The organism is Rivularia sp. UHCC 0363 (assembly GCF_034931125.1).
Lineage (GTDB): Bacteria > Cyanobacteriota > Cyanobacteriia > Cyanobacteriales > Nostocaceae > Rivularia.
On the sequence record NZ_JAYGHM010000001.1, the window covers coordinates 47,058 to 60,436 of the forward strand.

Below are 13,379 nucleotides of genomic sequence, written 5' to 3' on the forward strand. Positions count from 1 at the left end.
TCAAACACTCACCGCAGCACTGCGATAAACTTCTTGAGCTACTTTCGCAAAACGCTGCATTCCAATCTTGATTTCTTCGTCGCTACCCGTGAGACTGACGCGGAAACATTGGTGTTTGTGCGGCCATTCTTCGCGCAATCCGGGGAAGAAGGAGTTTCCAGGGACAACTATTACACCGACTTTTTTGAGTTGTTGGTAAAAATCTGTATCGCTGATAGGTAAATCTTGCAGCCATATCCAAGCAAAAATTGCTCCTTCACCGCGATGTAGCAACCAAGGTAAATTATCGGGCATTGCTGCTTCTAAAGTGCTTTCTAAAACAGCGAATTTGTTTTTATAAAAGGGACGAATCACGGTTTCGCTGATTCGTGCTAACTCTCCAGACTCAATGGCACGAGCGGCTATGGCTTGTCCGTACCTTGATGAATGCAGGCTAGCGTTTGCTTGGAAGCATTCCAAAGCTTCAATTAATTTTTCATTGCCGATCGCAATCCCAACTCTTTCTCCGGGCAATCCTGCTTTTGATAAACTCATGCAGTGCAGAATATTTTCGCCAAAGACTGGTGTCATTTCGGTATAGTTCAATGCCGGGAAAGGTGGTGCGTATGCCGAGTCTATTAAGACTGGAACATCTAACGGTGCCGCAAGTGCAGCGATTTTTTCCACTTCTTCGTGAGTGACAACGTTGCCAGTAGGATTGCAGGGACGAGAGAATAATACACAACCAGTGCTTTGAGTAATCGATAACTTGCTAAAGTCGGGACGATATTTAAATCTATGAGCGGAGTGGTCAATATCTAAAGTTGGTTTGTAAGCAAACAACGCTTCGGGAACCAAACTAACTCCACCGTAACCTGTATAATCGGGACTCAAAGGCAGGACAATTTCTTTAAGTTCATTATTAGCGTTATAACCACCAAAGACATTCGCAGCGTAGAAATAAAGCGTTTGACTACCGGGAGTAATTAAAATATTGCGTTCGGTGAGGTTTAAACCGTAGCGTTTGTTAAAATCTTTCGCAACCGCTTGTGTCAAAGGTGAGTAACCCCTCGAATATCCATAACGACAAACGACTTCACCATACTCCGAGCTTGATAAAAGTTCAGCAGTACAATCGCGCCACAGTTGTTCGACTTCAGGTAAAATCAACGGATTACCCGCACTCAAATTCATCAACTCCTGCCCAACACCAGCGCGTAAAGTTTCATCAATATCCTTCATAATCGCTCTTACGCCGGTCAGTTTAGACATTTGAGCGCCAAATTTAGTTAGGGCAGGTTTCATAAGCAGTCGAGAATAATAATATAGATAGTTTAACCTTTACTTTAACTATAATATTTTATGGGAATGGGGCATTGGGAATTGGTAATTGGGAATTGGGAATTGGGAATTGGGAATTGGGAATTGGGAATTGGGAATTGGGAATTGGGAATTGGGAATTGGGAATTGGGCATAGAAAATAATTCGTAATTCGTAATTAATTTCTCCCCATCTCCCCATCTCCCTATCCCCCCATCTCCCCCCACCGCTATGCACTCAATAAAGAAGATTTATCAAAATTAATCAAGAGGGTGAACAGTGGAAGTTAAAGCAGCAGTAGCTTATGAAGCGGGTAAGCCGTTAAATATTGAAACGGTCCAGTTGGAAGGACCTTCATTTGGTGAGGTATTAATAGAAATCAAAGCTAGCGGTATCTGTCATACCGATGCTTACACGCTTTCGGGTAAAGACCCTGAAGGTTTATTTCCGGCAATTTTGGGACATGAAGGTGCTGGTGTTGTTGTAGATGTAGGAGAAGGTGTCACCAGCGTTAAAAAAGGGGACCATGTTATTCCTCTTTACACTCCTGAATGTCGTCAGTGCGAATATTGTCTCAGCTTCAAAACTAATCTTTGTCAAGCAATTCGCGGTACTCAAGGTAAAGGCTTGATGCCAGATGGTACCAGCCGTTTTTCCATTGGCGATAAAAAGCTTTACCACTATATGGGTACATCCACTTTTTCTAACTATACGGTATTACCGGAAATCGCGATCGCAAAAATTCGCGAAGATGCCCCTTTTGATAAAGTTTGTTACATCGGTTGCGGCGTGACTACGGGTATCGGTGCAGTTATTTACACGGCAAAAGTTGAACCCGGTGCAAAAGTTATAGTTTTCGGTTTGGGTGGTATCGGCTTAAACGTCATTCAAGGGGCGAAAATGGTCGGAGCCGACATGATTATCGGTGTAGATATTAATCCCCAAAAACGCGAATTAGCAGAAAAATTCGGGATGACACACTTTGTTAATCCCAAAGAAGTGGAAGGAGATTTAGTTCCATATTTAGTAGATTTAACCAAAGGTGGAGCCGACTATACTTTTGAATGCATTGGTAACGTAAAAGTGATGCGTCAAGCATTAGAATGCTGTCATAAAGGTTGGGGACAAAGTATTATAATTGGCGTTGCTGGTGCGGGAGAAGAAATAAGTACCCGTCCCTTTCAATTAGTAACTGGAAGAGTGTGGAAAGGTTCGGCTTTTGGTGGAGCCAGGGGACGTACCGACGTACCGAAAATCGTTGATTGGTACATGGAAGGAAAGATCAATATTGATGATTTAATTACTCACGTAATGCCAATAGAAAAGATTAACGAAGGTTTTGAATTGATGCATAAAGGTGAATCAATTCGTAGTGTAGTTACATTTGATTAATTAAAAATAAAAATGTAACCAGTGTAGAGACGTAGCAGTGCTACGTCTCCATTATTTTGGTGTCAAACGAATTACTTCAATATTATTTATAATAAAAAGATACGAATTACAGCAAATTTCCTAAAAGTGAAGTACATCCGGACGGGCAGGGATGCCCATCCCACAAGGTTTTTAGAATATGTTTGTGTACCTCACCTTATTTATCTGCAAAGTGCTGTAATAGCCAGCTAACGCACTACAAATATAATTTATAAAAATGGTCACAATCAGCGAAATAATTAACAATGCTGATATCGAGCAACTTTTACCAGAGAAACGAGTTTCATTAAATAATATTAGCTGGCAAGCTTACGAACAAATTTTAAACGCTTTAGGCGAAAACCGAGCGGCAAAAGTGCATTATTACCAGAGTGTTTTAGAAATCATGACTCCGCTAGAGGCACATGAAAGCAGCAGCGAAAATATAGGAATATTAATTCATATTCTCACAGAGGAATTAAATTTAAATATCAAGAGTCTGGCTTCAACTACACTTAAAATACCAGATAAAAAAACTGGTGCCGAACCAGATAAATGTTACTACATTAAAAACGAGCCTGCCGTTCGCGGTAAAACCGTAAACTTAAACCAAGACCCACCTCCAGATTTAGTTTTAGAAGTTGATATTATTCATACGGATATTAATAAAAAACAACTTTATCAAGATATAAAAGTACCCGAATTTTGGCGCTATAACGGAAAATCACTAACTATTTATATATTAGATCGCAATGAATATCAAGAATCAGAAAAGAGTTTTAATTTTCCTATATTAACTAAAGCACTCGTTTCCGAATTTATTTCACAATGTCGTACAAATGGTGAAACTCAAGCAAAACGAGAATTTCGCATTAAAATACGTGAATTATTACAGCAATAAAATTATCTCTCTTTCTCGTTCCCAGACTCCGGCTAGGAATGCATTTCATAAGGCTCTGCCTTTATACATTAACAAGCAATCCCCCAACCCACTTCAACACACTCAAAACCTGCTCAAATTCATCATCCTTCTCAATAGATAACGCATAAGAGCGAGCATATTTTATTTCTTCTTCCCGTACTAATTTTACAAAAACAAATTCCCTACCATTAACAAGTAACCCAAAAGTAGGTTTTTCTTGATTGGGGGAATTCAGCATATAAGCTAATGCTTGAGGTAGCGCGATTGTTACATCAAATTTAGTACTCTTGGATTCAATAACAAGTATCCAAAAGTTTTTTTGCACTACCAAAACATCAATATTACCTTTAAGTTTTACTCCTTCTTCCTCCGCTATAATTTCTACAGAAGTTTCAGTTTCAACCTCGAAAGGTGGTTGATAGAAACCAGCCAAGTCCAGCAAAGGAGACAGCACCACCATTTTTACTGCTTCCTCTGATATTAAGCGTCGTCTGGTTAAATTAAAATAATTACTTTGAACTCGTTTTAAAGATTGCTTTTCTATATCTGTTAACGAAGGTAAATTATTCGTCCATTCGGTGAAAAAATCTGTGTCTGTAGAAAGTCGCAAACCAAACTTTTCTTCCAATTCATAAATACTTATATCTCTAGCTTGAATTATTTGCATCATAATGATAATAATTTTAGTTATATTTCAAAAGTTATAATTGAATGTTATCTCAATTCCCCGAACTAGAAACAGAAAATTTACTCTTAAGACAAGTAAATCAATCTGACGCAGAAGCTGTTTTTCAACATTTCTCAGACAAAGAAGTTTTGAAATATCATAACTTAGAAGCATTTACAAATATCGAACAAGCAGAAAACTTAATTGCTAGCTTTTACGAAAGGTTTCATAATCAACAAATGATTCGCTGGGGAATTACCAAAAAAGAAGACAATATTCTTATTGGGACTTGCGGTTATAATTGGTTGCAAAAAAGCTTTCAGGCAGAAATTGGTTACGAACTTTCTCAAGCTTATTGGCGAAGAGGAATTATGACAGAGGCTTTGAGCGCTATGATAAAATTTGGATCTGAAAAGATGGAATTAAACCGAATCGCAGCAACTGTAATGTTAGAAAATACTGCTTCCATGAAACTTTTAGAAAAATTAGGTTTTGTGGAAGAAGGTATTTTAAAAGAATATGGCTTCTGGAAAGGTGAGTTTCATGATTTGAAGATGTTTGCTTTATTAAGAAAAGAAGCATCTCAATATATATAGAAAAAAACTGTAGTGCAAGCATCTTGCTCCCTATTTATCAAAAGCATCTTGCTCCCTATTTATTCTCAAATTTATAACTTACTTATGACGTTATTTTAAAATTGCATCATTATCATAATCCTGTAATTGGTGCGTGACGCTATCAAAATTACAGTTTTCTTTCCAATTTGTCGAAGCGTCACACACTAGGGTGTTGACTTTGTGGTTTTTTTGGGCTAAAAGTTCATACAGCTTTTGTGTTGGCTTTTGACGGTCGGCAGAGCCGACTGTCATGGGTTCCCAGCCTCCGACTGGGAACCCGTTAATGCATGAGCCAAAAACGGGTAAATTCTATCAAAGTCAACAGCCTAGTCACACACCCTACAATTAAGATTCTTGTGGGATGGACATCCTTGTCCGTCCTCAATAATTCTTTCAAATATTAAGATTTGTTAAATATCTCCAGGTTTTATAATTCATCAATAATAATTTATGCTTTAACATTCATAACCAAGTAACCTGTATAAATTATGAACTGGTGGCAAAGACTTAAGAAAAATCCTTTAGCGCGATTTGGGGCAATATTACTGATAATCTTTTATATAACGGTAATTTTCGCGGATTTTGTCGCGCCTTATGACCCATATTATTCGCAGCCAAATGGTTCCTTATTGCCACCAACTCGCGTACATTGGTCTACTAAAGAAGGACAGTTTATCGGTCCTCACATTTACCCCACGATTCAAGGTGACACAGAATTAGATACGGGTAAACGCGAAATTATTGTCGATTACAGCAAACCTTCTCCTCTACGTTTATTTGTCCAAGGTTCCGAATATAGGCTGTTTAAGTTCAGTTTACCGTTACCACCCACTTGGGATGAAGTCACGATATTTCCCGGTATTCCTTTAAATTTACATTTATTCGGCGCTGATGGTGAAGCAAGATACAATATTTTAGGTACTGACGACCAAGCAAGGGATGAATTCAGCCGTTTGCTGTACGGTGGTCGCATCAGTTTATTTATCGGGATTTTGGGTGTAGCGATTTCTTTTCCGTTAGGTATGATAGTTGGTGGAATTTCTGGCTACTTTAGCGGTTGGATAGATTCAGTAATTATGCGATTCGTAGAAGTACTGATGACGTTTCCTAGTATCTACCTTTTGGTGACATTAGGCGCGGTATTACCACCAGGATTAAGCAGTACTCAGCGCTTCTTACTAATTGTTTTAATTACCTCTTTTATTGGCTGGGCTGGTTTAGCGCGGGTAATTCGCGGACAAGTACTGTCAATTAAAGAAAGAGAATTTGTTCAAGCAGCAAGAGCTATGGGAGGTAAACCTTTATATATTATTTTGCGTCACGTTTTACCTCAAACTGCCAGCTATATTGTGATCTCCGCAACTCTTTCCATACCCAGCTTTATCGGTGCGGAAGCAATCTTAAGTTTGATTGGTTTGGGGATTCAGCAACCAGACCCTTCCTGGGGTAATATGCTATCGTTAGCAACCAACGCTTCTATTTTGGTACTGCAACCGTGGTTAATTTGGCCTCCTGCTGTAGTAATTATTTTGACAGTATTAGCATTCAACTTACTTGGTGATGGATTGAGAGATGCACTCGACCCTAGGAGTTTGGGAAGGTAATGGGTAATGGGTAATTGGTAATTGGTAATTGGTAATTGGTAAAAATACTTTTGTAGAGACGCGATATATCACATCTCTACATTTTTATTAAACATTTTGCAAGGTAGCGTAACCAAAAGTTGCATTAAATTCTTCGCACCAAATCCCTATAGATTTATAATTAGCAAGGTTGACATTATCGGGAATTGCGTAACGTTGAGCGCCCCTGAAACTTTTGATTGGAGCGAGTGTGAGGTAATCTCCTTGTTTAATGTTTTGGGGTATGCTGCTGTTGCGGTGTAAAATAACTTTTACGTCGGGACCTTCACCACTGCTGAATGTTTTATCAAATTCTAAGTAACGTTTACCGTTAATATTGACAATTTTTGCTTTACCTGTGGTGGCTTTTTCTGCTTTGACAAAGTTGCCAGATGCGATAATGGATTTAGGTTTAGCTGCTATTGTTGTTCTAACGGGACTAGCTTCAGTAGGAAGTGAGACGCTCAGAATACGAATTTGTCAAGCTGATGTTTGGTCGGTCGTAATTAGAGAAAGCAATAAATTCCTTATTACGAACCGAAATCCCAATATTTAAGTTGCAAATCTCGACTACTAATCGCGATCGCAGCAGCACAGTTCAAAAAAGGCTTGATTTCGATTAATTTCCATTCACCAGGGACATTTAATCGAGCAGGTTGTTCTGGAGTTAGAGAAATTTCAACTTTCTGTAAGTCTTTTAACCCCGTTCCCGTTGCTTTTAAATAAGCTTCTTTACAAGTCCAGTAACGAAAAAATAGCTGTTGCTGTTGTTCTTGAGGAGCCGATTTGATCGCAGCGAATTCACTTGGTAAAAAGAATCTTTGAGCAAGGGAAACTACATCGGTAGTCGAGTTGAAACATTCTAAATCAACACCAATAGAATCGTTCAAAGTTACAGCATATAAAGCAAAGTTTTGGGAGTGAGATAAATTAAAGCCTAGATTGCGATGATAATTTCGATCTAAAAACGGTTTACCGCGAGGTTCGTAATCAAAGCGTATTTTAGATGGTTCAATATTCAAATAACGACCTAATATACTTCTGAGAATACCCCGACCAGCAATAAACCGCTGTCGATGTTGTTCAAAATGAAATCTTTTTGCTCTCCCTAACTCATCTTCTGAGAGAATTTGTGTAAAGTATTCCAACGATGGCTTTACATTCTCAAGATTTTCTCGCCAAATATGAACTTCGTTAGGTAATAACTTAATATCAGTAATATCAGTCGGCGCTTTTAACCACATAGGATTCAGGTCAAAGGTTAAAGGTCAAAGGTCAAAGGTTGAAAACAGTTACCAGTTATTACATCAATATTTATAACTCCTAACTCCTAACTCTACCCCTGTTAAGGTGAGCATTTGTACTAACGAATAATAAGGGTTTCAGCCTTGCACCTATTAAAATTTGAAGTCAAAAAGCGATATTTACGCTCAATTTTAGATTTCAAAACAGGGGTTGCAACGTAAGAATAAGCTTTTAGCTAGTACTTTATTAGTACACCTTAACAGGGGTACTCCTAACTCCTAACTCCTAACTCTTAACTCCTAACTCCTAACTCCTAACTCCTAATCTATCCACTCTAAGACTCGATTCCACGCCCACCAAGGGTCTTTATCCCCGTATTCTTTCTGACAGTTTTTGCTGCTTAAATAACCTACGTGACCGCCGTGTTTAGTCAACATTAATTCTATAGCTGGGTTTTGCTTACTGGCTGCTTGTAACTTTGGAATCACGCTTGGTGCAAAAAACGGGTCGTCTGCGGCGTAAATAATTAAAGTTGGTTTGGTCAGGTTTGGCAAAATATGTAAAGCGCTACTTGCTTCATAGTAAGCTTCTACTGAGGGAAAGCCTAACTTTTCGATGACTAATTCGTTGTCAAATCCCCATATGCTGTTCGCTCTTTTGATTGCTGCTGGGTCTAAACTTCCTGGATGATGATTATGAATTTTCCATGCCAAATTTTTCAAACTTCTGGCAATTCTTGCTTCTAAAAATCTACCTACCGGATAACTAGTTAAATATTTAAGGGAAGGATTGGAATCTAAACTGGGACAAATCACCGCACCACCACCAATATCGCTTTCTTTAATCCCGATTTCCTCAGAAGCGGTTAATTCTACAGCGGCTTTAACTGCCCATAACGCTAATTGTCCTCCTAAAGAGAATCCTGTAAACCAGAATTTTGCAGGACATCCCATTGATAAAGCTGTTGCAGCGATGCGAACGAAATCTTCCCCTTCGTATAAACCATCACTGGTTAAGGTTGGCGATAATTCCGCCGTCTTACCGTGCGCTCGCCAATCAAACAATACTACTGCATAACCTTGAGCGTAGGCTTTACGTCCCAAAATTTTCAGGAACCACTCTTCTTCCAAGTCACCAATAATGCCGTAAGTGCCTACAATAGTGCCGCGAGGATTTTCGGGAATGGCAACCAGACCGAACAAAGGTACTCCTTGTGCGCCTGTAAAAACTTGTTCCTGGTAACTAGGCTCTGGTAAGTTGAGGAGGGTTTCCCAATTTTTTTTCCCCCATAAAGCTGCACCGACGGTCATTGACACACCGTTTCGTAAAAGCCAAGGTGGATTGTAGGTTGAGGCACACATTGTATAAGATATTCTGTCTAATTTGTAGTTTATTTAAGAATATTTTAATTTTAAGCTTTATGTTATATTTAAAATTTTTTTTATAATTTATAAAGCAATCTTTGTATTTTCCAAAGATTTTTAACTTTCCTTAATACACAGTAACAATAATTTAATAATGCCGAGAATTCTTGTCATAGATGACGATCCAGCAATTTCCGAGTTGGTAGCGGTCAATTTAGAAATGGCTGGTTACGATGTTAGCCAAGCTGAAGACGGTATCAAAGGTCAAGCGCTAGCACTCCAATTGCAGCCAGACTTAATTATGTTGGATTTGATGTTGCCGAAGGTTGATGGATTTACTGTGTGTCAGCGCTTACGTCGAGATGAGCGGACGAATGATATTCCGGTACTGATGTTAACTGCTTTAAGTCAAACTCAGGATAAAGTCGAAGGTTTCAATGCAGGTGCGGATGATTATTTAACTAAACCTTTTGAAGTAGACGAAATGTTGGCTCGGGTGCGTGCGTTACTCCGACGTACCGATCGCATTCCCCAAGCAGCAAAGCATAGCGAAATTCTCAATTACGGTTCGCTGACTTTAGTTCCAGAAAGATTTGAAGCGATATGGTTTACCCAAACTGTAAAGTTAACTCATCTGGAATTTGAATTACTACATTGTTTGCTACAACGTCACGGACAAACGGTTTCTCCCAGCGAGATACTCAGAGAAGTTTGGGGTTATGACCCAGATGATGATATTGAAACGATTCGCGTACATATCCGCCATTTGAGAACCAAGCTGGAACCAGATCCTCGTCATCCCCGCTATATCAAAACTGTATATGGTGCTGGATATTGTTTAGAATTAGCCAGCAATCCTCCATCAACGGAAGAATTATCGGCTACAGAAATTGGAAGAGGCTAAATTTAAACCTTAATTTACAGATCGGTTTTTAAAATTAATTGCAAATCCCATGTAAACTGCTTTCACAGCAAAACTTGGGAAAGTGTTCCCGATGCAATTTTAGATTTTAAATTATGCTACGAGAAGACGCTTCCGCGTCAATTGATTTTAGATTAAAAGATTCAGGAGTCAAAAGTCAGGAATTAGGAGATTTAGGATTTTAAAAACAGATGCGTTTGTTTTGGATTTTGGATTAAAAAAAGAGTTTATTGAATTCTTCCTCTTGTCTCCTTGTCCCCTGATCTCCTTGTCCCTCCATCCTCCTATTCCCCATTCCCTTGAGAAGCTATTGGAAAAAATTGCAACCGATATCTATATAAAGCTACTGGTTTATTAGCTGCTTTAAAATAATCTGGGTCTTGAGATGAAAGATATACAGCAGTAACTTGATTAGCTTCAATTGTTGGGTTTGATGTAGATGTTGTAGATAACTTTCTATATGCGGTGGTTGATTCGACTGAATTAAGATAGGGACGCGAACCACCTTTAAATAGCTGTTGAAATACTTCTGTTGCAATAAATTTACCATTAGTGCTTTCTGTAGCACGGCTTTTGACGATGGAAACTAACTGTCTTTCTCCTCGCAAAAAAGTAATCTGACGGTTGGGAGAATCGGGGTCTACTTTTACTGCTTTAACTACATCATCGCCTAAAATAGCTCGCGCTAAGTTTAAACCATTGTATGCGCGATCGGCAATCACAGGATATGACTTATTCTCAGCTATAGAAGTTCTTTTTAATAAATAATCAGAATTTAATGTAGATGCTGTTTTTTTATTGACTAATTGATTTACAAATCTGACTTGAAAACTAACTGGTTGAGCCAGAAACTGACGATTACTTTCAAAGCCCGGTGTCACAATCTCCGGTGCTAAAGGTGCAACTAAATCCAGCATAGTACTTTTTACTTGCCATTCCCCTTTGATCCATTCGGGATAAATTAAGTCTCCTACCGCAGATTGTAAATTAGTCAATTTCTCCCACTGCGGAAAATTGTTTAATCGTCGATTTAATTCCCCAGCATGAGCGCTACCATCACGTAAACAGAAAACTAATAAAAAAATCAAGCAAAAAGTCCAAACAAGTTTCATAGTCAGCGTTTTCTATATATATTACGAAATGTTAATTATTATTTGATTGATTACTCATCCAATCAAACGTAATGTTGCAATTTATTCATCAAAGTTAACTTTAGCATCAAGAATCTCAACGTAAACATGGCTTTATATAGAGGTAATAAGAAATACAATTATTATTCATAAAATTACGTGGGTATTCCAAATAAAATAACTAATATTCATAGGCTTTCTGGTAATATTACGGAATAATCATAAGTATTTATTCTTATAGTCGTCAACAAAATAATTTAAATAAGTAAATTGAAATACATTGTATATTGATATTTATTAATACCTAAATCGAATAAATAAAACAGTAATAACACTTAAATATTCGCTGTAGGTAAAATTACATTAAACTCTTTTTACACAATTTTAGGCTGTAAAGCGAGTACTATTCTTTTAAAGCGATAGTTAAGCGCAATCAGCACAAGCAAGAAAATCGATAGTCATAAAAATTACATCTAATTTGAATGTAATTTAGGGTGTGTCTTATCAAAAAAAACACCAATCATTGAAAATATTTAAACTTATGAGTCTTAGTAGTTCTTTTACAGATTTTTCTTTAGCTGAGTTGTTTCAATTAATCGATCAGGGACGTAAATCTGGTTGTTTGAGTGTATGTACTTTGCCAGATATTAATGCACCTCAATCCAAGGCAAAATACTTTTATATTTGGTTTAGAAGTGGACGTATAGTAGCTGCGGCACATCGCTTGAATGGTCAAGGTTTAGCTGCGAAAATTGTCCAAAGAGGTTGGAGTCAACCGGAAGTTATTGAGAATATTTATAGTAATGCATCTACGACTACACCTTTTGGTTTGCAGTTAAAAACTCAAGATGTTTTAAATGCGGAACAATTGAACTTGTTATTTGCCAGTCAATTACAGCAAGTTCGCCAATTATTTGAAATTCAAAAAGGTGTATTTAAACTAGATTGCAAAGCGGCTTTACCAATGATGGAGATGACAGGATTAAGTTTGAAAGCTACAGAAGTAGTTTTAATGGCTTTAAGAGTATTAAAAAATTGGCAAATTCTGGAAAATGCGCTGCCAAAATTAGAATCTGGAATCAAAAATATTGCTCAAAATAAACCGGAACTTCGTTTAAATCCTTTTGAATGGCAGATGTGGGAATTTGCCAACGGTGATATTTCCATAAAAGATATTGCGGCTCAACTTAATCAACCAGCTATCAAGATTCAGCAAGCAGCTTTTCGATTAATGGTTGTAGGTTTGATAGAAGAAGTACCCCAGGTAACATCAAATTCTGGTGCATACAACTATGATATGGATTTAACTTGGGTAAATAAATATGGTTCGCGATCTGTTAAAAAGCATCAAGAATCAAAAACATCCCAAGTGAGCAGTTCGTTGTTGCAAAATCTTGTTGGGTACTTAAGGAGCAAAGCTTAATGACATCAGAAATTCTGCGTATTGTAGTTACAGGAGGTGTAGGAGCAGGAAAAACCACATTTATTAGGACGATTAGTGAAATTGATGTTGTTGACACTGATAAAAGAGCAACCGACGAGTTAGCCGAATTAAAGGAAAAAACCACGGTCGCTTTAGACTTTGGCAAACTGACGATCGCATCCAAGCAATCATTACATTTATACGGAACTCCGGGACAAGAGCGATTCGATTTTATGTGGGACATTTTGATTGGAAAAGCCCATGCTTACATTCTCTTAGTAGATGCACATCGTCCCAATCAATTCCGTAATGCACGTCAAGTTCTCAACTATATGAACCATCATGCATCAATTCCGGCAACAATCGGAGTAACCCATACAGATTGTGTCGATGCGTGGGAAATCGAAGATGTAGTTTTAGCTTTAGGACTTCAAAACAAAGCGAATTCAATCCCCGTAATGACTGTCAATCCCAACGAACGCGAATCTGTATCGAGTGCATTGATTGCGATCGTCGAGCAGCTTAATCAAAGAACTGAGGGAGTTAGGAATTAGGAATTAGGAGTTAAAAGTGATGGAATCGTATGTATTGGGAGTCGAATAGTTCCGTGGCTGTTTTATAAACAATTACCAATTACCAATGCCCCATGCCCCATTCCCAATACTGACAATATCTTACTTGTAAAACATAAGAGATAAATAACCTTTCGTTATTCTTAATTTAACCTTTTTCGTTTTAAAATTTACCAAGTCTTGAGG

At 37.9% G+C, this 13,379-nt stretch carries 15 protein-coding genes; 8 read left to right on the forward strand and 7 right to left on the reverse strand.

Annotation, left to right across the window (positions count from 1 at the left end):
* Positions 1-1,284, reverse strand: a complete 1,284-nt coding sequence (locus VB797_RS00200; RefSeq protein WP_323235593.1) for a valine--pyruvate transaminase — start codon at positions 1,282-1,284, stop codon at positions 1-3.
* A 294-nt stretch (positions 1,285-1,578) separates the two neighbouring features.
* Between VB797_RS00200 and VB797_RS00205 the strand changes: the two genes are divergently transcribed.
* Both VB797_RS00205 and VB797_RS00210 read left to right on the forward strand, forming a co-directional pair.
* The gene (locus VB797_RS00205) at positions 1,579-2,691 is read left to right on the forward strand and encodes an S-(hydroxymethyl)glutathione dehydrogenase/class III alcohol dehydrogenase (protein WP_323235594.1); all 1,113 of its coding nucleotides are present in this window, start codon (positions 1,579-1,581) and stop codon (positions 2,689-2,691) included.
* 256 nt (positions 2,692-2,947) lie between these two features.
* On the forward strand, positions 2,948-3,610 hold the full coding sequence (locus tag VB797_RS00210; RefSeq protein WP_323235595.1) for a Uma2 family endonuclease: 663 nt from the start codon (positions 2,948-2,950) through the stop codon (positions 3,608-3,610).
* A 61-nt stretch (positions 3,611-3,671) separates the two neighbouring features.
* On the opposite strand, the gene VB797_RS00215 is transcribed toward VB797_RS00210, so the two are convergent.
* Entirely contained in the window at positions 3,672-4,301 is a 630-nt protein-coding gene (locus VB797_RS00215; RefSeq protein ID WP_323235596.1) for a type I restriction endonuclease, read from the reverse strand.
* A gap of 41 nt (positions 4,302-4,342) precedes the next feature.
* On the opposite strand from VB797_RS00215, the gene VB797_RS00220 reads away from it, so the two are divergent.
* Positions 4,343-4,894, forward strand: a complete 552-nt coding sequence (locus tag VB797_RS00220; protein WP_323235597.1) for a GNAT family protein — start codon at positions 4,343-4,345, stop codon at positions 4,892-4,894.
* A 90-nt stretch (positions 4,895-4,984) separates the two neighbouring features.
* Here VB797_RS00220 and VB797_RS00225 read toward each other — a convergent pair whose 3' ends face one another.
* Positions 4,985-5,167, reverse strand: coding sequence for a hypothetical protein (locus VB797_RS00225; protein ID WP_323235598.1), 183 nt, complete (start codon positions 5,165-5,167; stop codon positions 4,985-4,987).
* Between the two features lie 236 nt (positions 5,168-5,403).
* Here VB797_RS00225 and VB797_RS00230 point away from each other — a divergent pair, with 236 nt between their 5' ends.
* Positions 5,404-6,519 carry an ABC transporter permease gene (locus VB797_RS00230; RefSeq protein WP_323235599.1) on the forward strand — a complete coding sequence of 372 codons (1,116 nt, stop codon included), beginning with the start codon at positions 5,404-5,406 and terminating at the stop codon, positions 6,517-6,519.
* Positions 6,520-6,606: 87 nt separating this feature from the next.
* Here the strand turns inward: VB797_RS00230 and VB797_RS00235 are convergent, their stop codons facing one another.
* A complete protein-coding gene (locus VB797_RS00235; protein ID WP_323235799.1) occupies positions 6,607-6,960 on the reverse strand; it encodes a DM13 domain-containing protein in 354 nt (117 codons plus the stop codon).
* Between VB797_RS00235 and VB797_RS00240 the strand changes: the two genes are divergently transcribed.
* On the forward strand, positions 6,875-7,093 hold the full coding sequence (locus tag VB797_RS00240; RefSeq protein WP_323235600.1) for a hypothetical protein: 219 nt from the start codon (positions 6,875-6,877) through the stop codon (positions 7,091-7,093). The two genes, VB797_RS00235 and VB797_RS00240, sit on opposite strands and share 86 nt — an antisense overlap.
* Here the strand turns inward: VB797_RS00240 and VB797_RS00245 are convergent.
* A complete protein-coding gene (locus VB797_RS00245; protein WP_323235601.1) occupies positions 7,068-7,781 on the reverse strand; it encodes a 4'-phosphopantetheinyl transferase family protein in 714 nt (237 codons plus the stop codon). The genes VB797_RS00240 and VB797_RS00245 overlap by 26 nt on opposite strands.
* Positions 7,782-8,102: 321 nt before the next feature.
* Positions 8,103-9,143, reverse strand: coding sequence for a YheT family hydrolase (locus VB797_RS00250; protein WP_323235602.1), 1,041 nt, complete (start codon positions 9,141-9,143; stop codon positions 8,103-8,105).
* A 157-nt stretch (positions 9,144-9,300) separates the two neighbouring features.
* Here VB797_RS00250 and VB797_RS00255 point away from each other — a divergent pair, with 157 nt between their 5' ends.
* Complete coding sequence (locus VB797_RS00255) at positions 9,301-10,050, forward strand: response regulator transcription factor (RefSeq protein WP_323235603.1); 750 nt, start codon at positions 9,301-9,303, stop codon at positions 10,048-10,050.
* A 302-nt stretch (positions 10,051-10,352) separates the two neighbouring features.
* Here the strand turns inward: VB797_RS00255 and VB797_RS00260 are convergent, their stop codons facing one another.
* Positions 10,353-11,180, reverse strand: coding sequence for a DUF6816 family protein (locus tag VB797_RS00260; protein WP_323235604.1), 828 nt, complete (start codon positions 11,178-11,180; stop codon positions 10,353-10,355).
* Between the two features lie 559 nt (positions 11,181-11,739).
* On the opposite strand from VB797_RS00260, the gene VB797_RS00265 reads away from it, so the two are divergent.
* Positions 11,740-12,621 (forward strand): DUF4388 domain-containing protein, encoded by an 882-nt coding sequence (locus tag VB797_RS00265; RefSeq protein WP_323235605.1) that lies wholly within the window; start codon positions 11,740-11,742, stop codon positions 12,619-12,621.
* Positions 12,621-13,175, forward strand: coding sequence for a GTP-binding protein (locus VB797_RS00270; protein ID WP_323235606.1), 555 nt, complete (start codon positions 12,621-12,623; stop codon positions 13,173-13,175). Before VB797_RS00265 ends, VB797_RS00270 begins: the two co-directional genes overlap by 1 nt.
* Positions 13,176-13,379 lie beyond the last annotated feature (204 nt).